This window comes from Azohydromonas australica DSM 1124 (assembly GCF_000430725.1).
Lineage (GTDB): Bacteria > Pseudomonadota > Gammaproteobacteria > Burkholderiales > Burkholderiaceae_C > Azohydromonas > Azohydromonas australica.
In genome coordinates this window covers 3389-25073 of the sequence record NZ_KE387222.1, presented here as the reverse complement: position 1 = coordinate 25073, position 21685 = coordinate 3389, and the positions used below count along the sequence as shown (strand labels likewise).

Genomic DNA, 21685 nt, shown 5'->3' with positions numbered 1-21685 from the left:
TCGTGTTCACTCACGCATTTGTGAATCCACGGCAGCCGCGCGTGCGCGGGGCGGCCGGCCTCAATGAAATCATCCGCCGCTTCCCCGTCCGCTGATCGAGGCTCGATCGCGCTGCTGAAGGTGCGGCAATGGGTATTCCCTCTGGCGGCAGGCCTGCTGCTGCTGGGCGTGCAGGCCTGGAATCCGGCGTGGTTCCATGCCCTGGCGGACTTGCTGCCGCTGGTACTGGGCGGGGCGGTGATTCTGGTGGCCAGCCAGGCTTTAGGCCTCACGCGCCATGCTTTCGTCCTGTGCGTCGCCTCCGGGTTCTTCTGGGCGTCGGTGCTGGATATCCTGCACCTCGTTCTCCAGGAACACATGCTGGACCTGGGCGATTTTCCGCCCGATGCCGCCGTGCAATTGTGGCTGGGTGCCCGGCTGCTGCAGGCACTGGCGCTGATGCTGGCGCCTTTTTGTGCCGGAAAATCCTCCGCCGAGCGGGCGGGCTTTTTATTGCCGGGTTTGGCCGCAATATTGCTGGTGGCGCTGGTGCGGGCCCGTGCGTTCGGGCCGATGTTCATCGCGGGCACATTCTTTTCGCCGCTCAAAATGGTGTGCGAATGGCTGCTGGTGGCGTTCTACGCCGGCGCGGCCGTGCTGATCTACCAGCGCCGCCATCTGCTGGACGCCGCGCTGCACCGCACCATGCTGTCCATCGTGCTGCTGCTGGCGCTGGGAGAGCTGAGCCATTCGACGCCTGCGGCGCCGGAGAGCCTCTTCAGCGTCGTCGCGCACCTGTTCAAGCTGTGGAGCTTCTGCCTGCTGCTGGGCGTGGTGCACCGGCACCTGCTGCTGCAGCCGCGGCGGCTGCTGCGGCAGCAGGCGCAGCTGCTGGCCGACGTCACCTCGCAGGTGCCGGGGCTGGCGTGGCAGCTGCAGCGCGCACCGTCGGGCCGGCTGAGCTTCACCTTCGCCAGCACGGGCACGGCGGAGATCTTCGAGCTGACCACGCAGGAGCTGCTGGACGACGCCGGGCAGGGCTTCTCCCGCATCGTGCCCAAGGACCGCGAGCAGCTGCTGGCGGCCATCGAGCGTTCCCGCAAGACCCTCGCGCCCTGGAAGGCGGAGTGGCAGGTGGTGCTACCGCGCAAGGGGCGGCGCTGGCACCGCGGCGAGTCCTCCATGCCCGTGGTGGAGGCCGACGGCAGCTGCCTGTGGGTGGGGCACATCCAGGACATCACCGAGGAGAAGCTGGTGGACCTGGAGCTGGCGCGCCACCGCGACCACCTCGCCGCGCTGGTGCAGGAGCGCACCGAGGCGCTGCACCAGGCCATGCTGCAGACCGAGCAGGCGGCGCGCTCGCGCACGGAGTTCCTCTCCAACATGAGCCACGAGATCCGCACGCCGCTCAACGCCATCCTGGGCGTGTCGCAGATCGCGCTGCGCGAGGCGCAGGCCGTGCCGGCGCGGCCGTGGCTGCGCCAGATCCACGAGTCCGGCCGGCTGCTGCTGGCGCTGGTCAACGACATCCTGGACATGGCCAAGGTCGAGGCCGGGCGGTTGGAGCTGGAGTCGCGCCCGGTGCGGCTGTCCACCGTCGTGCAGCGCGCGATGCGGCTCATGGCGCCGCGCGCGCAGCAGCAGCGGCTGGACTTCGGCGTGGAGTGCGGCCCGGACCTGCCCGAGGGCGTGCTGGCCGACGAGACACGGCTGACGCAGGTGCTGGTCAACCTGCTGGGCAACGCCATCAAGTTCACCGAGCACGGCAGCGTGCGCCTGACCGTCTCCCGGCTGCCCGTGCCCGGGCGCGTGTGGCTGATGTTTGCCGTGCGCGACACCGGCATCGGCATGAGCCCGGAGCAGGTGGGGCAGCTGTTCCAGCCCTTCGTGCAGGCCGACGCCTCCACCACGCGCCGCTTCGGCGGCACGGGCCTGGGGCTGTCCATCGCCAAGCGCATCGTGGACCTGATGGGCGGCAGCATCGAGGTCTCCAGCCAGAGCGGCCGCGGCTCGTGCTTCACGCTGCGCATCCCCTTCGACGAGGCCAGCGCGCCGGCCGAGGAGCACGCCGGCTCCGCCGGCCTCGGCGCCGAAGGGCGGCGGCTGCAGGGGCTGCGCATCCTGGCCGCGGAGGACGACGCCGTGAACCAGTGGGTGCTGCGCGAGCTGCTGGAGCAGGAGGGCGCGAGCTGCCGCATCACCGACAACGGCCTGGAGGCGCTGACGGTGCTGGAGACGGGCGAGGAGTTCGACCTCTTCCTCACCGACGTGCAGATGCCCGGCCTCAACGGCTACGACACCGCGCGGCGCTGCCGCGCGCTGCGCCCGGCCCTGCCCATCGTGGGCCTCACCGCCTATGCGCTGCCGCAGGAGCGCCAGCGCTGCCTGGAGGCCGGCATGGACGACCACGTCACCAAGCCGGTGGACATGGACCAGCTGTGCGCGGTGATCCTGAAGCTCGCCGGCGGCGTGTCCACGGCCGCGGCGGCGGCCCTGCCGGCACCGCCGCCCGTGCCGGGCGTGGTCCCGGGCGTGGCGCCGGTGCTGGACTGGGCGGCACTGTGGCAGCGGCTGCGCCGGTCCAGCTCGGTGCAGCGGCTGCTGCAGACCCTGCTGGCCGAGCACGAGCCCACGCCGCAGCGGCTGCGCGAGTGCGCGGACGCAGGCGATGCCGAGGAGGCCTCCCGCCTGGCGCACCGGCTGCGCGGCGTGGGGGCCACCTTGTTCGCCGCGCCGCTGCGCGAGGCCGCGCAGCGGCTGGAGGCGGATCTCCATGACGGCGGGCGCCTGGAGCCGGCGCAGCTGCTCGCCCTGGCGCAGGCCACCGAGGCGCTGCTGCAGGCCGCCCGCGAGGGCCTGGCCGGGCTGGACGCCCCAAGAGATCCACAACGAGGAGGAGACGAGCCGACATGCATACCGCTGACGTGAGCTTCAGTTTCAGGCGCTTTGCCTTCTGGGCCGAGGGCGTGCGCCGCGCCTTCGAGCTGGGGCTGTGCCTGCTGCCGGCGCTGCTCATCGCCTACGTCCACTACTTCCAGGACCCGGCGCTGCGCTTCGAGGACCATGTCTTCCACCAGGTGGCCATCGGCGTGGCCACGCTCGAAGGTGCCTTCATCTCCTACGTCGCCTGGCGCTGCTACCTGCGCTCGGGCGAGGCGATGCTGAAGTGGGTGACGCTGGGCTTTGCCGGCTTCACGATCGTGTACTCGCTGCACGGCTTCTTCACGCCGATGGCGCGGCACAACCTGTGGTTGTTCATCCTGTACGGCCCGGCCTCGCGGGTGGTCATGAGCGCCTGCCTGCTGGCGGGGCTGCTGCGCTTCAACCGCGCGCCCGACGCGCCGGCGCAGCGCGCCGACGTGGGCAGCTGGCTGCGCTGGCTCGGGCTGTTCCTGGCCATCAACGTCGCCGTGGGCGTGGTGGCCTATAGCCCGCTGGCCGGCGCGCCGTGGCTGCGCATGTCGATGGAGATCGGCTCGATCCTGCTCTACGGCGTGGCGCTGGGCGTGCACGCCGGGCGCGGGCTGCGCTCGCCGCTGATGCGCTACGGCGCGCTGGCCTTCGTCTGGTTCGCCTTCTCGTCGCTGAGCTTCCTGCTGGCCAAGCCGTGGAACCACCAGTGGTGGCTGGCGCACGCCCTCTTCGCCGTGGGCTTCGGGGTGCTGGGCTACGGCATCCTGCGGGTGTTCGGGGCCGCGCGCTCCTTCGAGCACGCCTTCAGCGTGGAGGAGCTGACCGAGGACCTGGCCCAGACCAACGCCCGGCTGCGCGAGGCGCTGGACCGGCTGGAGCAGGTCAACCGCGGGCAGGGCGAGCAGATGCACGCGCTGGAGCGGTCCCGCACGCAGTTCGAGCACTTCTTCCACCTCTCGCCCGACGGCATCGTCGTCGTCGACGACAAGGGGCTGGTGCTCAAGGCCAACAGCCGCGCCGAGGCCATCTTCGGCTACGGCACCGGCGAGCTGGACGGGCTGTCGGTGGAGAAGCTCATTCCCGAGAGCCTGCGCGCGCACCACGTGCGCGCGCGCAGCCTGCACCAGCACTCGCCGCAGATGCGGCCCATGGCCGAGGACCGCACGCAGAGCTGCCTGCGCCGCGACGGCGAGGTGTTCAGCGCCACCATCAGCCTCAGCAGCCTGGTCTACGAGGGCCGCCAGTGCACGGTGACCTTCGTGCGCGACCTCACGCGGCTGATGCAGCGCCACGAGGACCAGCGCCGCGAGGACCAGGCCTCCATCCGCCAGGGCCACATCCTGGAGCAGCTTTCGGCGCAGCTGCCTTTCGTGGTGTTCCAGTTCCGCCGCGGCGCCAACGGGCGCTACGACTTCCCGTACATGAGCCCCAAGGTGTCGGAGCTGCTGGGCTGCGAGGCCGAGGCGCTGCGCGACAACATCAACCTGTGGTTCTCCCGCGTCGAGCCCGCGGAGATGGCCGCGCTCATCACCTCCATCGAGCGCTCGGCCGCCGAGCGCACCCCGTGGACGGCGCGCTGGCAGGCGCGGCGCTCGGGCGCCGACGCGAGCTTCGAGTGCACGCTGAGCTGCTCGGCGCCGGTGGCGCAGCCCGACGGCTCGCTGGTGTGGACGGGCTACATGCGCCGCGCGCACGAGCGCAGCGACGACAAGGTGCCGGCCGCCGCGGACGCGCCGTCGGCATGAGCGCGCGCGCACGGCCGCGCGGCGCGAGGCCGCACCCGTGAGCGCGGCGCACGCCTGGGCCGTGGCGCTGCGCCCGCGCAGCCTGCCGGTGGCCGTGAGCCCGGTGCTCATCGGCGCGGCGCTGGGCTGGCTGCGCACCGGCGCCATCGACCTCGTCGCGGCGCTGCTGGTGCTGGGCGCAGCGCTGCTGATGCAGCTCATCACGAACCTGCAGAACGACGTGGGCTACACGCTGCGCGGCGGCGAGCGGCTGGGCACGCGCACGGGGCTGCCGCGCGCCACGGCGCAGGGCCTGCTGAGCGTGGGCGAGGTGCGCGTGGCCATCGTGGCGGCGGCGCTGCTGGCCACCGGGCTGGGGCTGGCACTGGTGGCTTTGCGCGGCTGGCCGGTGCTGGCGATCGGCGTGGCCTCGTTGCTGGCGGCGCTGGCCTACATGGGCGGCCCGCGGCCCATCGCCTACACGCCCTTCGGCGAGCTGACCGTGTTCGTGTTCTTCGGCCTGGTGGCCGTGGCGGGTACGGACTGGGTGCTGACGCAGGACGTGGGGCTGCCGACGGTGCTGGCAGCGGCGGCCAACGGCGGCATCGCGGCCTCGGCGCTGGCGGTGAACAACCACCGCGACCGGGCCCACGACGCGCAGGTCGGGCGCAGCACCTTCGCCGTGCGCTTCGGCCCGGGGGCCTCGCGCGTGCTGCATGCGCTGCTGCTGCTGGGGCCCTTCGCGCTGGTGCCGGTCCTGGTCTGGGCCGCTGAAACCCGGGCCCTGCTGCTGCTGCTGCTGCTGGCGCCGGCCGCGTGGCGGCTGCAGCGCGACTTCGCCCATTGCGCCCCGGGGCTGGCCTACAACGCGATCCTGTTTCGCACTTTCAAACTGCAGATGGGGTTTGGGGTGCTGCTGGCGGTGGGGGCGGTGGGCGGGAAGTTGGAGTGGTGAGGGGTGGTTCGGATTTGCTTTGGTCGAACTGAAAATTGGTGCGAAGGGCGTCTGGATTCGGCCAATTGAGGACGGACAGCGTGTCTTTTCGACCGGCTTTTCAAGGCTGAAAGCGGGCATACCGCCCTAGCACGAGGATTGGAACGGATCAGCTGTTCGAGTTCGACGGCGATCGAATTCTGCGTGTGCGGATACAGCGCAATCCCGAAAAGCTGGCAGCCCTGTCACAGCTTCATCGTTCCAAACGTCTTGTTGGTTGGGGAACTCATGTCGGCCCCCTCGCAACCCCTTTCATCCAAGGAAACTCGACACATGGATCGCGCTGTTTGGTACCAGGCATCTCCCGAGGGCGGCAAGGCCATGACCAGCCTGCACCATTTCGTCACAAAGGGCACCGGACTGCCAAGCTTGCTGACGCACCTTGTTTTTCTCCGTGTCTCGCAGATCAACGGCTGTGCCCACTGCATCGACATCCACACCCGCGACCTTATCGCCGAAGGGATGTCCGTCGACAAGCTCGTGCTCGTTCCAGTATGGCGCGAAGCGGAATACCTGTTCTCCGAGCAAGAGCGTGTTGCGCTGGCTTGGTCCGAGGAAGTGACGCGCGTAAGCGAAACACACGCCTCCGATGCGGCCTATGCAGCTGCGTTAGCCGTGTTCGGCGAGAAGGATCTGGTGGACCTGACGCTTACCGTCGCTGCCATGAATGCGATTAACCGCATGGGCATCAGCTTCCGCATGAAGCCGCGGGCCAGGGCTTGAGCTTGGGTGTTTCTGCAAGCGTAGGGCTGTAACTCTGCCACCAGAAAGCGTCAGCATGATTCTTCGCTCCACGAAGAATCGTGGGAGGAGACAGCTCGGCCTGTAATGCCCGCTTCCGCTGCGAGGCGGGTATTCGCGATGGCGGGTCGAATAACTGCAACGGGCACATTCCAGCCCACCAAACGCAGCAAGCCCTTGAAGCGAATTTCGTTCTGCTCTCCCACGTCTCAACCTATCACCTGTCAGGTGTGCGCATGAGCCACCAGCCGCAGGCGGAACCTTCGCGCCAGGCAGCGACCGAACCCGCTTCGCTCACTCGCCTGCAACCCGTCCCATGACCCCTGCCGACACCCAAGCCATCGTCACCATCGCCGTGCTGGCCGCCTTTGCCGACGGCGACAAGCATGACCGCGAGCGCGAGGAGCTCCGGCGCATCGCGGAGGGCCTGGGACGCGCCCATGGCGTGCACCTGCCCACGCTCTACCAGGACGTGCTGATGAAGCGCGTGGACACGGCCTCCGCGGTCGCCGCGCTCGGCAGCGCCGAGGCCCGCCAGCTCGCCTACGAGATGGCGGTTTGCGTCTGCGACGCCGACGGGGCGCAGTCGCCGGCCGAGGTGAGCTTCCTGTCCAGCCTGCGCAGCCAGCTCGGCCTGGGCGCATCGGCCGAGCGCTTTGCCGCGCAGGCCGAGGAAATCGCGGCGGCACCGATCGGCGCGCCGTCGGCTTCGCCGACCCCGGGCGCCGTGGCGCCGGCCGTGGACGACGCTGCCCTCGACCGGGAGATCCTGAACGCCGCCATCCTCAACGGCGCCATCGAGCTGCTGCCCGAGACGCTCTCGACAATGGCGATCATTCCGCTGCAGATGAAGCTGGTCTACCGCATCGGCCAGGCCCACGGCTACCAGCTCGACAGCGGGCACGTGAAGGATTTCCTCGCCACCGTCGGTGTCGGCCTGACCTCGCAGTACCTCGAACAGGCCGGCCGCAAGCTGCTCGGCGGCCTGCTCGGCAAGCTCGGCGGCGGCATGCTCGGCGGACTCGGCAAGCAGGCGGTCAGCTCGGGCATGAGCTTCGCCTCCACCTATGCGCTCGGCCACGTCGCCAAGCGCTACTACGCCGGCGGGCGCACCCTGTCGGCGCAGATGCTCAAGGACGCCTACGCCAGCGTCGCCGCCGAGGCCCAGGGCCTTCAAGGGCGCTACCTGCCGGCGATCCAGGAGAAGGCGCGCGGCCTCGACGCCGGCAAGGTGCTGGCGCTGGTGCGCGGCCGTTGAGGGCCGTCGAGGCCCTGGCGCGGCAGCCGCGCCATCCGCCTCTCCGATGCCCTTGAAGAAAACCTAGTCCTTCGCCCGCGCGATCTGCTGCCTCGCCAGCGGATCGTGCGCGGCCTCGCCCTGGCGCACGCTGCCGTCGGGCATCGGCACCTCGATGGGCGTGACCTCCACCGGCGCCACGCCCTCGCGTGACGTGATGCCCACCGCGCGTGCCGTCGCCGGCGACAGGTCCACGATGCGGCCCTGCACGTAGGGCCCGCGGTCCTGGATCTTCACCACCGCGCTCTGGCCAGTCTTCAGGTTGGTCACCTTGGCCGTGGTGCCCAACGGCAGCGTCTTGCTCGCCGCGTTGTGATGGTTCAGCCGCATGGGGGTGCCGTCGGCCATCTTCCGCCCGCCGAAATGGCGCGCGTAGTACGAGGCCTGCCCCACGCGCTTGCGGCCCGAGTAGTCCAGGCGCGACTTGGGCGAGGGCGGGGCGGCGTGCGCCGCCGCCACCTTGGGCTTGCCGGTCTTGCCCGCCGTAGCGGTCTTGGCAGGCGTACCCGCGCGGCTGGCGGAGCGCGTGCCCTCCGCCTTGGCGCTCGCCGCGCCGCGGCCCGCGGCCCGGGCGGCTTCGGCCTTGCGCCCGGTGGATTTGGCGGCCTTCGCCTGCGATTTGGCTTGCGCCTGCGACTTGGCCGTGGACTTGTGTCCCGGCGCGGCGGCCGGCGCCTGCTGCGCCTGCGCGGCGACCCGGGCCGCCGCGGGCGCCTTGCCCCTGGTGGCGGCATGTGCCGCACCCACGCCCAGCGACCAGGCCAGCGGCAGCAGCGCGAGGCAGCGGCAGAGGAGGTTGAGGGGAGAACTCATGTCGTCGATGCCACCGGGACGGCCACCGCACCGGGTGGGGCCGCGCCCGTAACGGACAGGATGAACACCCCCCGCAGTCTGGGTATTGCTCCGGGCCGCGTCGGTCAGGCGCCACCGGGGGGCTTTGTAGGAAAACACGCCGGACTTGTGCCTGCCGGCGTGCACTTGGCGCCAGGCCGACTGCGCATGGGGGCCCGTGCCGTTTTTCACGAAACCCAAATCCAGCCCAAAAGAGTTGCCTGAAGGTAAAGCCCCTAAACTTGGTGAGTTTGTAGCCTACTGTTACCACCCGGTCACAAAGCCGGGTGGGTAGGGCGGCTGTTGGGCGTTCATGCCGTCCGGCGTCTGTGGCCGGTGCGGACGCTGGAAGAAGACCTGCGGGGGGTGCCGTACCGGCCGGCCCGCCGTGTGACTGGATTGGGGAGTTTTCCTTGCCTGCTACCACCAAGTTCGCCCTTCCCGCCGGGATCGTGGCGGCGCTGCTGCTGTCCGGCTGCGCATCGATGAATCCGACGCCGCTGACGACGGCCGAGGTCGTGAGCACCAGCGCCGAGGACCGCGCGCTGGCCCAGCGCGACGTGGAGCCGCTGTCGGGCGCGCTGACGCTGGAAGAGGCGATGGCGCGCGCCATCAAGTACAACCTCGACCGCCGCACCCGGGTGCTGGAAGAGTCGCTGGCCCAGGGCCAGTTCGAGGCGGGCCACTACGACATGCTGCCCAAGGTGGTGGCCAACGCCGGCTACCGCTACCGCGACGAGGAACTCATCACCCGCAGCCGCAACTACAGCACCGGCGCGTACTCCGACGCCCCGCCCTTCATCTCCAGCGCCCGCACCGCCTGGGCCACGGACCTGAGCTTCACCTGGAGCCTGCTGGACTTCGGCCAGAGCTACTACGCCACCAAGCAGAACGCCGACCGCGTGCTCATCGCCGAGGAGCGCCGGCGCAAGGCGCTGCACATCCTGATGCAGGACGTTCGCACCGCGTTCTGGCGCACGGCCAGCGCGCAGAAGCTGCGCAACGAGGTGCGCGCCACGCTGACCGACGCCGCCGCGGCGCTGGAGGACGCGCGCAAGGCCGAGGCCGAGCGGCTGCGCAACCCGCTGGAGGCGCTGCGCTACCAGCGCCAGCTGCTGGAGAACGTGCGGCTGCTCGAAGCCATCGACCAGGAGCTCTCCACCGCCGCCATCGAGCTGGCCTCGCTGGTGAACCTGCCGCTGGCGCGCAAGCTGCAAGTGGCGGAGCCCGCGCAGGCGCTGAGCCGGGGCTGGCTGCAAGTCCCGCCGGCGAAGATGGAAGAGCTGGCCATCGCGCGCAACGCGGACCTGCGCGAGTCCTTCTACAACGCCCGCATTGCCGCCGACGAGACGCGGCGCACGATGCTCAAGGTCTTCCCCGGGCTGTCCTTCAGCTTCGGCCCGCACCACAGCACCGACGACTACCTGATCAACGACACCTGGCGCGAGGCCGGGCTGCAGCTGTCGTACAACCTGCTGGGCATCCTGTCGGCGCCGGCGCAGCGGCGCATGGCCGAGGCCGGCGTGGCCGTGGCGCAGCAGCGCCGCATGGCCACGCAGATGGCCGTGCTCACCCAGGTGCACGTGGCGCGGCTGCAGTACGCCAACGCGCTGGCGCAGTTCGAGCGCGCGGACAGCATCTGGAAGGTGGACGCCGAGATCGCCAGCCACGTGGCCCGGCGCGAGCAGGCGCAGACGCAGACCAAGCTCGACCGCGTCTCCAACCAGACCTCGGCCATCCTGAGCCAGCTGCGGCGCTACCAGGCGCTGTCGCAGGCGCATGCCGCGGCCGGGCGGCTGCAGGCCTCACTGGGCATGGAGCCCACGCCCGAGGGCAGCGCCGCCGTGCCGCTGGCGCAGCTGACGCAGTCGGTGGCCAGCTCGCTCAAGCAGTGGGACGAGGCCCAGGTGCTGGACATCGCCGCGCCCGCGGCGGCCCCCGGCGCCGCACCCGCGGCCCAGTGAACGAGGAGCGCCCCATGAAGAGCAGTTGTCTCAGGACCGGCCTGGCGTTGGCCCTGGGGTGGGGCCTGTGTGCCGTACCCGCGCTGGCGGCCGACGCCGTCAAACCCGTGCCGCCGGCCGCGCCCGCCGTGTCCGTGGCCAAGCCCGCCGCGGCGCCGCTGCCCGCGGCCGCCGCCCCGTCGCTGGACAAGCGCGAGATCCGCGCCCAGCTCATGCCGCGGCGCTACACCACGCTGGCCGCGGAGATCGGCGCCAAGGTCAGCCGGCTGCCGGTGGCCGAGGGCGCGCGCTTCAGCGCCGGGCAGATGCTGGTGGCCTTCGACTGCACGCTGCAGCAGGCGCAGCTCAACAAGGCGCGCGCCGCGCTGGAGGCCGCCGACAAGACCTGGAGCGCCAACAAGCGGCTCAACGAGCTCAACTCGGTGGGCAAGGTCGAGCTCGACGTCTCCGAGGCCGAGGTGGGCAAGGCCCGCGCCGAGGTGGCTTCCAACCAGGCCGTGCTGTCCAAGTGCAGCATGGCCGCGCCCTTTGCCGGCCGCGTGGCCGAGCAGAAGGTGCGCGAGCAACAGTACGTGCAGGCCGGCCAGGCGCTGCTGGAGATCCTTGACGACTCGGTGCTGGAGCTGGAGTTCATCGTGCCGTCGAAGTGGCTGGCCTGGATCAAGGCGGGCAGCGGCTTCCAGGTCGCCATCGACGAGACCGGCAAGACCTATCCGGCCAAGGTGCTGCGCATCGGCGCCCGGGTGGACCCGGTGAGCCAGTCCGTGAAGCTGGCCGCGGCCATCGACGGCAAGTTCGGCGACCTCATCGCCGGCATGAGCGGGCGGGTGCTGATGGCGCCGCCGGCGGGCACGCCGTGAACGGCGGGCGACGCCGCGTGTTCTCTTGCTGCCCGCGCGGGCTGCACCCCGGTTTTCTTCCTTCGGCCCCTGGGGCCGAAGCATTTCAGCGGCATTGGAGTTGGGGTGCCGCCCTTTCCCGTGAACATCAAAAGGAACAACAAATGTCCCGGAAACAGAACTCGATGAAGTCGGCGCTGCGCGCCGTGGCCGCCGCGGCGGTGCTGGGCGGCGCCTCCATGGGCGCGATGGCCTGCGGCGCGGACCCGTACCTGGGCCAGGTGTGCTACATGGCCATCCCCTACTGCCCGGAAAACACGCTCGTGGCCGCCGGCCAGACGCTGCCGATCGCGCAGTACCAGGCGCTGTATTCGCTGCTGGGGACGTACTTCGGCGGTGACGGTAGGACCAACTTCAAGCTCCCCGACCTGCAGGGCCGCATGATGGTGGGCACCTCCAGCACGCTGCCGCTCGGCAATACCGCCGGTGCGGAAACCGTGGCGCTCAAGGCCACCGACGTGCCGGCGCACGTCCACAACGTCGCACTGCAAGCCAACGGTACCGTCGCCGTGCCGGCCCTGACCACCGAAACCGCCGGCGCGGTCGCCGCGCCCACCACCGCGAACAACACGGTGGGCAAGATCGGCTTGGGCACTGCTGCCTTCTATCCCTACAACAGTGCCAAGGCGGTGACCTTGCCGCCGGCGACGGTGACCACCAACGTCGCCGGCCCGACGACCAACCAGTTCAACAACGTGCCCACGAACCAGACGCAGGTCAGCGTGGTCAACCCCCGCGTGGCCGTCACGGCGTGCATCGTCGTCACCAACGCCCTCTATCCGGTGCGTCAGCAGTGATGGCGGCGCAGTGATCCACCGTTCCAGGTATCCGCACTAGCCGATGCCTGCAGCAGCTGCCGGTCCTCAGCGCCGGCGGCTTTTCCACGTAGCCCAAGCCGTAGTTGCGTTTCCGGAGATTCCCCGCGCCATGAACAAATTCCACCGTACCGTTTGGAGCGAAGTGACCCGCAGTTTTGTCGCCGTGGCGGAAATCGTGCGTGGCCAGGGAAAGAAATCCGGCGGCAGCGAGTCGGTGGGCGCGGACACCGGCACGGCGTTGCTCAAGCCCTCGTCCCCGCGCATTGTGCGCGGCGCACTGCGGCCCCTGGCGCTGGAGCAGCGCTTCATGTTCGACGGCGCGGCCATCGCCACGGCCGCGGACGCCGTGCGCCCGCAGGCGGACGCCGCCCATGCGCTGCCTGACGCAGCCGCGCTGGCGCTGATGCCCGCAACGCCGGCGCCGGTGGAAGTGCGCGCGGCGGACCCGGCGCTCAACGGCGGACGCAAGGAAGTCGTGTTCGTCGATACCTCGGTCGATGGCTTCCGCGCGCTGGAAGCCGGCGTGCGTGCCGGCGTGGAAGTGGTGGAAATCGATGGCCAGGCGTCCGGCCTGGCCCAGATCGCCCGCTGGGCACAGGGCCATGGCGGCTACGACGCCATCCACGTCCTCAGCCACGGCGAGCAAGGCACGCTGCACCTGGGCACCGACACGGTCACCGAGTCCAGCTTGGGCTCCGCCCTGGTGCGGGCCGAGCTGGCCCAGCTCGGCCAAGCGCTCAAGGCCGGCGGCGACTTGCTGCTCTACGGCTGCGACGTGGCCGCCGACGCCGACGGCCAGCGCTTCATCTCGGCCCTGCAGGCCGCCACCGGGGCCGACGTGGCCGCCTCCACCGACCCCACCGGCTCGGTGCTGCAGGGCGGCGACTGGACGCTCGAAGCCGCTGCCGGCGTCGTCGATGCGCCCGCCCTGAGCGCGCAGGGCTACGGCGGCCTGCTGGCCAACGCCACTTTCAACTTCGACAGCAGCTTCAACGCGCTGACGGTCGGCGGCAAGCCCGCCGTGTCGCAGACGGTAGGAAGCTTCGTGCTCACGCTGACTTCGACGGAAGGGGTCTACAAGTCCGCCGATAACGGCTACTCCCCCATCAACGGATCGAACAGCGTCATTTCCGATCCGACGACGACGTCCATCACGTTCACCATCAACGGGCCGAACGTATTCAACCTGAGCAGCCTGGCACTGGCCCCCATCACCGGCGAGACGACCTTCACCCTGTCCGCCGCCGGAGGCGCCACCGCGACCAAGACCATCGCCGACGCGACCATCGGCACCTTTGACGTCTCGGCAGATACCAAATTCCAGGGCATCAGCACCTTCACGCTGACGGCAAATAAATCTTTCCAGGTTTACGTTGACGACGTGTACCTGACCAATATTCAGGCGCCGGTCACCAAACCCACCACCACCATTTCATCCGTCGCCATTTCGAGCGACACCGGCAGCAGCATCACGGACTTCATCACCAAGACCGCGTCGCAGACCGTCAGCGGCTCGCTGTCGGCTCCCCTGGCGGCGGGCGAGTCGGTGCGGGTGTCCACCGATGGGGGGTCAACCTGGTCCACGGCCACGGCTGCCCAGGGCAGCACGATCTGGAGCCTTACCAACGCCACGCTCAGCGGCGGCAGCAACTCGCTCAAAGTCAAGGTGAGCAACAGCGGCGGCGACGGCACCGTGTATTCGCAGCCGTACACGCTGGACACTTCGGCGCCCACGGTCACTGCCGTGGCACGCCAGACCACCAACTCCAGCGGCAACACCAGCGCCACCGGCGGCCTGACGTGGCGGCTGACCTTCGGCGAGGCGGTCTCCAACCTGGACAAGACCGACTTCACGCTCAGCGGCACTACGGGCACGGTCACGGGCCTGACGCTGGTCAGCGGCACCACCTACGACGTGACGGCCAGCGGCGGCAACCTCGACACCATGACCGGCGACGTGACGCTGAGCTTCGCGGCCGGCCACGACGTCATCGACACCGCGGGCAACGCGCTCGACACCACGCTCAGCGGCGGCAACAACGTCTACCACGTCGCGCACAACCAGGCGCCGGTCAACACCGTGCCGGGCACGCAGAGCGTCAACGAGAACGCCACGCTGGTGTTCAGCAGCGCCAACAGCAACGCCATCCAGGTCAGCGACGCCGACAGCGGCAGCCTCAGCACCACGCTCACCGCCACGGGCGGCACCGTCTCCGTCACTACCGGCGGCGGCGCCACCATCACCAACAACGGCACCGGCACCGTCACCATCAGCGGCAGCGTGGTCAACGTCAACGCCGCGCTGGCCAGCGTGAGCTACACGCCCACCAGCAACACGAGCGGCGTCAACAACACGCTGCAGGTCAGCACCAGCGACGGCAGCGGCGGCAGCGATACCGACACGGTCACCATCGGCGTCGTGGACGTGAACCCGTCCATCGTCAGCCCGAGCTGGACCTTCTCCGTCAACGAGAACGCGGCTGCCGGCACGCAGATCGGCACCCTGGTCGCCTCCGGCGACCCCAATGGCCGGGTCTGGTCGCTCAGCGGCGGCGGCGGCCTGTTCACCATCATCCCCGGCGGCATCATCACGGTCGCCAACGGCGCCATCCTGGACTACGAAAGCACCAGCTCCTACACGGTGACCGTGGACCTGGACGACGAGGACGCGGACACGGCCGCCGACAGCACGACGTCGGTGACCATCAACCTCGTCAACGTCAACGAGGCGCCCACGGCCGTCAGCCTGTCCAGTACCTCGATCAACCAGAGCGCGGCCACGGCCAGTGCCACGGTGGGCACGCTCGCCGCTACCGATCCTGACGCCGGCGACACCCACACCTTCAGCCTGGCCGCCGGCAACGGCACCAACGACGCCGACAACGGCAAGTTCTTGATCTCGGGCAACACGTTGCGCGTGGGCAGCAGCGCGCTGGCCGCGGGCAGCTACCGCGTGCTGGTGCGCGCCACCGACGCGGGCAGCTACTACGTCAACCAGGCGCTGACCATCACCGTCGCCGACAACGTCGCGCCCACGGTGACCTCCGTGACCCGGCAGACCACGAACGTCAGCGGCACCACCAGCGCCACCGGCGGCCTGGTGTGGCGCCTGACCTTCAGCGAGGCGGTCTCCAACCTGGACAAGAGCGACTTCACGGTCAGCGGCACCACCGGCAACGTCACCAGCGTCGTGTCGGCCGGTGGCAACGCCTACGACGTGACGGTGTCGAGCGGCAACGTCGACACCATGACGGGCGACGTGACCCTGGGCTTCGCCTTCGGCCACAACGTCACCGACGCCGCGGGCAACGCGCTCGACACCACGCTCAGCGGCGGCACCAACGTCTACCACGTGGTGCACAACCAGGCACCGCAGGCCGCCGACAGCAGCAAGACGACCGCGGAGAACACCACCCTCGGCGGCTCGGTGCCCGCGGCCACCGACGCGGACGCGCTGCCGGAGATCCAGGAAACCGGCGCCGTCGATTACTGGGTGGAGCGCACCTGGTCGTTCTACGGCGAGGCCAACGCCGAGTACGGCGTCGTCATCCGCAACACCGGCGGCTTCGCCTCCATCGGCGACATGGTGGCGGCCTTCCAGACCCACGCCAACTACGCCGACCTGCCCTACACCATCGGCGTCAACACCGCGGGCAACGGCCTGCGCCTGACGTTCAAGGACCTCAACAACCACGTCACCCGCCAGCTGCAGCCCTGGGGCGACTGGGGTATCGCGCTGACGGTGGTGCGTGACGGCGAGCTGAGCTATTCGCTGGTGTCGGACGTGCCCGCCGGCAAGGGCACGCTCACCTTCAACGCCAACGGCACCTACACCTTCAACCCGGGCACCGCCTTCGACGCGCTGCGCGCCGGCCAGAGCGAGAACGTCTCCTTCACCTACCGCGCCACCGACGCCCAGGGCGCCAGCAGCGACCCGGCAACGGTGACGATCACCGTCACGGGCGCCAACGACGCGCCGGTGCACACCGTGCCCGCCGCGACGCAGACGCTGGCGGAAAACGGCTCGATCGTGCTGAGCGCCGGCCACGGCAACCAGATCCGCGTCAGCGACGCCGACGGCGACAGCCTCGCCACCACGCTCATGGCCACCGGCGGCACGCTGAGCGTCACCACCGGCGGCGCCGCGGTGATCACCGGCGACGGCACGGGCACGGTGCAGATCAGCGGCAGCGCCACCGCCGTCAACGCCGCGCTGGCCTCGGTGACCTTCACCGCCACCGCCAACGCCACCGGAGCGGCCGCCATCCAGGTCGCCACCCACGACGGCACCACCACCACCTACAGCAGCATCGCGCTGGAGCTGACGGACGTGGCCCCGGCCATCGACGGACCGGCCAGCCTCACGGTGGACGAGAACTCGCCCGCCGGCACGGTGGTGGGCAGCATGCAGGTGTCCGGCGACACCAACGGCCTGACCTGGTCCATCACCGGCGGCACCGGCGCCGGCCTGTTCACCATCGACGCCACCGGCACCATCAAGGTGGCCAGCGGCGCCGTCCTGGACCACGAGGCGGCCGGCAGCTACACGCTGGAGGTGGGGGTGTACGACGAGACGGGCGGCAGCACGCTCGACGCCTCGGCCACGGTCGGCATCACCATCGGCAACGTCAACGAGGCGCCCACGGCCCTGGGCCTGTCCAGCGCCTCGCTGGGCCAGAGCGCGGCCACGGCCGGCGCCACGGTGGGCACGTTCTCCACCACCGACCCGGACGGGGCGGGCAGCTTCACCTACGCCTTCGCCACCGGCAGCGGCGGCAACGACGCCGACAACGGCAAGTTCTCGATCTCGGGCGGCACGCTGCACGTGGGCGCCGGCGCGCTGGCCGCGGGCAGCTACAAGGTCTACGTCCGCACGACCGACGGCGGCGGGCTGAGCACGGCCCAGGCCTTCACCATCACCGTCAGCGACGACGTGGCGCCCGCGCTGGACGCCGCCGCGTCCACGCCGCTGGACGGCGCCACCGGCGTGGCCGTCGCCGACGACCTGGTGCTCAAGTTCAGCGAGGCGGTCGCCGCGGGCAGCGGCTTCATCCGCATCTTCAACCCCGTCGACGGCAGCGACACCCGCGTCATCGACGTCACCGACGCCAGCCAGGTCACGATCTCGGGCAGCACCGTCACCCTCAACCCCACCGCCAGCCTGCGCGGCGGCACGCATTACCACGTGCTCGTCGACGCCGGCGCGCTGGTGGACGGCGCGGGCAACGCCAGCGTGGCCGTCAGCAGCGACACGGTGCTGGACTTCCACACCGTCAACACCCGGCCCACCAGCACCGACGACCGCGTCACCACCAGCGGCACCACCGAGGTGACGCTGAGCGCGAGCGACTTCGGCAGCTTCAGCGACGCCGACGGCAACGCGCTGGCCTTCGTCAGGATCGTCAACGTCCCGCAGCCGACGAGCGCCGGCACGCTGGAGTACGACGGCGTCGCCGTCATCGCCGGCCAGGAGATCAGCGCCGCGGACATCGCCGCGGGCAAGCTGCGCTACACGCCTGCGGTGAGCGGCGGCGTGACGGTGGCCCAGTTCCAGGTCAGCGACGGCGCGGACTACTCCAGCGCCATCTACAAGCTCACGCTGGGCCCGGGCAACACCGGCTCCATCGCCAGCGTCGTCAAGACCAACTACACCTTCAACCTGGCCGTCGACAGCGGGTTGTCGCTCAGCGGCCTGACCGCCCTGACCACGCCGACGGGCATGGCCAAGGGCGTCACGATGCCGCTGGGACAGGTGGGCTTCACCGTCAGCGGGCTGAGCAACGGCGGCACGGCCAACGTCACGCTGTCGGTCGACACGACCAGCCTGATGACGGTGCTCTACAAGAAGAACCTGCGCACGGGCACGTGGGACCGGCTCTCGCCCCTGACCCCCACCAAGGTCAACGGCCAGAACGTCATCACCTTCAGCCTCGTGGACGGCGGCGACTACGACGCCGACCGCACGGCCAACGGCGTCATCGTGGACCCGGCCCTGCTGGTGGCCAACATGGCCGCGCCCGTGGTTGCGGAGAACACCACCTGGGTCTCCAGCGTCCGGGACGCGATGGATCTCGGCAGCCTGCACGGCCAGATCGGCTTCACGGTGACCGGCGGCGAGGACCGCGCCTTCTTCAAGATCGATGAGGGCACCGGCGTGCTGCGCTTCGTGCAGGCCCCGGACTACGAGAACCCGCTGGACACCGGCGGCGCGGACGGCGACAACACCTACGAGGTGGAGGTCACGGCCATCGATGCCCTGGGCAACACGGTGGTCCAGCAGCTGTTCGTGTCGGTGGCCGACGACACCGGCAGCACCAGCGCGGGGCTCGTCGAATTGCAGGGCGACGACGAGTTGCTGCCGCCCGACACGCCCAGCTACCTGGACTCCAACATCTGGACGTACTTCAGCGAAGACCCGTCCACGAGCTTCGCCAAGGGCTACGTGCTGGTGGAGCAGATCGAAGGCGTGCGCGACGGCTCGTTCAGTTTCGCCGACGGCTACATCCTGACCGCCGGCCTGGACCTGGCCTCGGCGGACTACAGCCTCGGCGCCGGCGAGACGGTGTACTACGTCGGCGACGCCATCGGCACCGTGGACGGCTTCTTCGACGGGCAGGACGGGCGCGACCTGCGCATCAACCTGTTCGACCAGGTGATCAGCGGCGCCACCGGCAATGCGCTCTACGCCGTCCGCGCCCAGGAGATGCAGGACGTCGTCGGCAACCTGATGTACGCGGTGCCCACGGTGGTGGACGGCCCGCGCGTGTTCTCGGTGACGATCAACGACGGCACCACGACCTACGAGGCGGTGACCGCGAGCCTGCACCCCGCCGACGTCGCCGCGCCGGAGATCACGGGCATCTCCCTGGACAGCGGCAGCTCCGGCAGCGACGGCATCACCAGCGAGACCCTGCCCACGCTCAGCGGCACCGCGCCGGCCGGCAGCACCGTCTGGGTGTACCTCGACGGCGAGAAGGTCGGCACCACCGTCGCCGCCAGCAGCGGCAACTGGAGCTGGGCCTACAGCGACTACAGCAGCACGCCGCTGGCCGATGGCCAGCACCTGTTCACGGCCAAGGCCGTGGACACCGGCATGGGTGCGGTCAGCGGTGCGTCTTCCGCCTACGCCGTGACGGTGGACACCAGCGACCCGGCCAGCGCGATCGGCTCGGTGGCCCTGTCCAGCGACACCGGTCCCGACGGCACCGACCTGGTCACGAACACGGCCAGCCAGAGCATCAGCGGCACCCTCACGGCCGCGCTGGCCGACGGCGAGAAGGTGTTCGTGTCGCTGGACGACGGCGCCCATTGGGACGAGGCCACCGTCGACGCCAGCGGACGGGCCTGGACGCTGGACAACGCCACCCTCGCCGGCAGCGGCACGCTGAAGGCCAAGGTGGTGGACGCCGCCGGCAATGAGAGCGCCGAGTTCGAGCGGGACTACGTGCTCGACACCACGGAGCCGGCCATCACCGCCGTGGACGTGCCGGCCGCGGGCAGCTACGTCGCCGGCGACACGCTGAGCTTCACCGTGAGCTTCAGCGAGAAGGTCGTGATCGGCACCGGCGCCAAGCTGGTGCTGGACATCGGCGGCGTCGCACGCGAGGCCGTCTACGTCGGCGGCTCCGGCACCACCGACGCCGTCTTCGCCTACACCGTCGTGGACGGCGACATCGGGGCCGGCGGCATCAGCGTCACCTCCTTCGACGCCGGCAGCGGCACCCAGGACCAGGCGGGCAACGCGCTCGACACCACGCTCAATGGCGTGGGCGACACCTCGGCCGTGGTGGTCGATGCGGTGGCGCCCGACGCGCCCACGCTGGGCACCACGCTCACCAACAGCGCCACGCCCGTGCTGCGCGGCCAGGCCGAGGCCGGCAGCGTCGTCAAGGTCGAGGTCGGCGGCGCGGTCTACACCACCCTGGCCAACGGCTCCGGCCAGTGGACGGTGGACACCGCCAGCGACGCCCACACCGGCACGCTGGACCTGGGCGCGGACGGCACGGGCAAGACCGTCACCCTCACCAGCACCGACGCCGCGGGCAACGCCACCGGCGGCAGCGGCACGTTCACGCTCGACACGACGGCGCCGAAGGTGCTGTCCATCGTCCGCCTCAGCGCCAACAGCGGCGGCGTGACCAACGCCACCGAGCTGGTGTGGCGCGTGACCTTCGACGGTCCCGTGGGCAACGTGGGCACCGACGACTTCAGCGTCAGCGGCACCACCGGCACCGTCACCGGCGTGGTGTCCGCCGGCGGCAACGCCTGGGACGTGACCGTCTCCGGCGGCGACCTGGCGCTCATGGACGAGGGCTCGGTCACGCTGGGCTTCGCCGCCGCCGGCAGCCCGCGCGACATCCAGGACGCCGCGGGCAACGCGCTCGACACCGCGGTCATCGGCGACAACGAGTCCACCTACAGCGTGGACCACGTGGCGCCGTTCCTGAGCTACTTCGCCAAGTCCGGCGCCGACGTCTCCCGCGCAGGCGACACCCTGACGTTCTACGTGGACTTCTTCGACCACCTCTACGTCGGCTCGAACGCGAGGCTTGGCATCGACGTGGGCGGCGTCATGCGCCAGGCCACTTATGTCGAAGGCAGCGGGACGGGGCGCATTACGTTCAGCTACGTGGTCCAGGACGGCGACACGGACGGCGACGGCGTCACCATCGAGTCCTTCGACCCCGGCAGCGGCGCCACGGCCGGCCGCGACAAGGCCGGCAACGCGGTGGTCGTCGACCCGAACTGGTTTGGCTGGAACTCCGGCTTCAAGGTGGACACGGCAGCGCCGACGGTCACGGCCGTGGAGGTGCTGCCCTCGGCCCGGCCCGGCGGCTACTACGTCACGGGCGACGTCATCACGCTGACGGTGACCTTCGACGAGGACGTGACGGTAGCGGGCACGCCCACGATCGAGGCCACGTTCCGGACCGGCAGCGGCAGCGCCGTTGCCAAGTCCTTCACCTACGACGCCACCGCCGGCAGCACGGTGACCTTCACCTTCACCGTGGGCGCGGGCGACGAGGATCTGGACGGCATCGCGCTGGGCAGCGCGATCGTGCTGGGCACCGGCGGCAGCATCCAGGATGGCGTCGGCCACGACGCGGTGCTGACGCTGGACGGCGTCAGCGCCGACGGCGTGCTGGTCGATACCGTGGCGCCCGCGGCGCCCACGCTGGGCACCACGGTCGCGACCAACGACACCACGCCGGTGCTCGGCGGCACGGCTGAGGCCGGCAGCACGGTGCGCGTGACGGTGGGCGGCGCGACCTTCGAGGTCACGGCCGACGCCAGCGGTAATTGGACGTTGGACACGGGCGCGGCCACGCCGGCGGAAGGCAGCTTCGCGCTGGGCACCGACGGCGCCAAGACGGTGGAGCTGGCCAGCCTCGACGCGGCAGGCAACCGCAGCACGGGCAGCGGCGGGTTCACGCTGGACACCGAGGCGCCGGCCGTGCCGACGCTGGACACGACGGAGGCGACCAACGACACCACGCCGGTGCTCGGCGGCACGGCCGAAGCCGG

General features: G+C 70.3%; 10 protein-coding genes. 9 read left to right on the top strand and 1 reads right to left on the bottom strand.

The window, feature by feature from the left end:
* The first annotated feature begins 63 nt into the window (after positions 1-63).
* From H537_RS50210 to H537_RS0139365, 5 genes are all read left to right on the top strand, one after another.
* A complete protein-coding gene (locus tag H537_RS50210) occupies positions 64-2907 on the top strand; it encodes an MASE3 domain-containing protein (protein ID WP_051244703.1) in 2844 nt (947 codons plus the stop codon).
* Positions 2889-4637: a PAS domain S-box protein gene (locus H537_RS50205; RefSeq protein WP_156902267.1), complete on the top strand. Its 1749-nt coding sequence runs from the start codon at positions 2889-2891 to the stop codon at positions 4635-4637. The genes H537_RS50210 and H537_RS50205 overlap by 19 nt, the downstream gene beginning before the upstream one ends.
* 37 nt (positions 4638-4674) lie before the next feature.
* The gene (gene menA / locus H537_RS0139375; protein WP_029002216.1) at positions 4675-5571 is read left to right on the top strand and encodes a 1,4-dihydroxy-2-naphthoate octaprenyltransferase; all 897 of its coding nucleotides are present in this window, start codon (positions 4675-4677) and stop codon (positions 5569-5571) included.
* Positions 5572-5883: 312 nt separating this feature from the next.
* On the top strand, positions 5884-6333 hold the full coding sequence (locus H537_RS0139370) for a carboxymuconolactone decarboxylase family protein (protein WP_029002215.1): 450 nt from the start codon (positions 5884-5886) through the stop codon (positions 6331-6333).
* Between the two features lie 334 nt (positions 6334-6667).
* The gene (locus H537_RS0139365) at positions 6668-7609 is read left to right on the top strand and encodes a YcjF family protein (protein ID WP_029002214.1); all 942 of its coding nucleotides are present in this window, start codon (positions 6668-6670) and stop codon (positions 7607-7609) included.
* Positions 7610-7672: 63 nt separating this feature from the next.
* On the opposite strand, the gene H537_RS54205 is transcribed toward H537_RS0139365, so the two are convergent.
* A complete protein-coding gene (locus tag H537_RS54205) occupies positions 7673-8461 on the bottom strand; it encodes a septal ring lytic transglycosylase RlpA family protein (protein WP_156902266.1) in 789 nt (262 codons plus the stop codon).
* Positions 8462-8892: 431 nt separating this feature from the next.
* Here H537_RS54205 and H537_RS0139355 point away from each other — a divergent pair, with 431 nt between their 5' ends.
* The 4 genes from H537_RS0139355 to H537_RS48435 all read left to right on the top strand — a co-directional run.
* The gene (locus H537_RS0139355; protein WP_064736138.1) at positions 8893-10443 is read left to right on the top strand and encodes a TolC family protein; all 1551 of its coding nucleotides are present in this window, start codon (positions 8893-8895) and stop codon (positions 10441-10443) included.
* Positions 10444-10457: 14 nt separating this feature from the next.
* The gene (locus tag H537_RS48445) at positions 10458-11303 is read left to right on the top strand and encodes an efflux RND transporter periplasmic adaptor subunit (RefSeq protein WP_084151312.1); all 846 of its coding nucleotides are present in this window, start codon (positions 10458-10460) and stop codon (positions 11301-11303) included.
* Between the two features lie 143 nt (positions 11304-11446).
* The gene (locus tag H537_RS48440; RefSeq protein WP_084151311.1) at positions 11447-12139 is read left to right on the top strand and encodes a phage tail protein; all 693 of its coding nucleotides are present in this window, start codon (positions 11447-11449) and stop codon (positions 12137-12139) included.
* A 130-nt stretch (positions 12140-12269) separates the two neighbouring features.
* Positions 12270-21685, top strand: a 9416-nt coding sequence (locus H537_RS48435; protein WP_169517197.1) for a DUF4347 domain-containing protein, incomplete at its 3' end; no start/stop codon positions are given.

Excerpts from the sequence above, each read along its gene's own strand:
- H537_RS50210 (WP_051244703.1), top strand. The coding sequence starts at position 64 with ATGAAATCATCCGCCGCTTCCCCGTCCGCTGATCGAGGCTCGATCGCG.
- H537_RS50205 (WP_156902267.1), top strand. The coding sequence starts at position 2,889 with ATGCATACCGCTGACGTGAGCTTCAGTTTCAGGCGCTTTGCCTTCTGG.
- H537_RS0139370 (WP_029002215.1), top strand. The coding sequence starts at position 5,884 with ATGGATCGCGCTGTTTGGTACCAGGCATCTCCCGAGGGCGGCAAGGCC.
- H537_RS0139365 (WP_029002214.1), top strand. The coding sequence starts at position 6,668 with ATGACCCCTGCCGACACCCAAGCCATCGTCACCATCGCCGTGCTGGCC.
- H537_RS54205 (WP_156902266.1), bottom strand. The coding sequence starts at position 8,461 with ATGAGTTCTCCCCTCAACCTCCTCTGCCGCTGCCTCGCGCTGCTGCCG.
- H537_RS48445 (WP_084151312.1), top strand. The coding sequence starts at position 10,458 with ATGAAGAGCAGTTGTCTCAGGACCGGCCTGGCGTTGGCCCTGGGGTGG.
- H537_RS48440 (WP_084151311.1), top strand. The coding sequence starts at position 11,447 with ATGTCCCGGAAACAGAACTCGATGAAGTCGGCGCTGCGCGCCGTGGCC.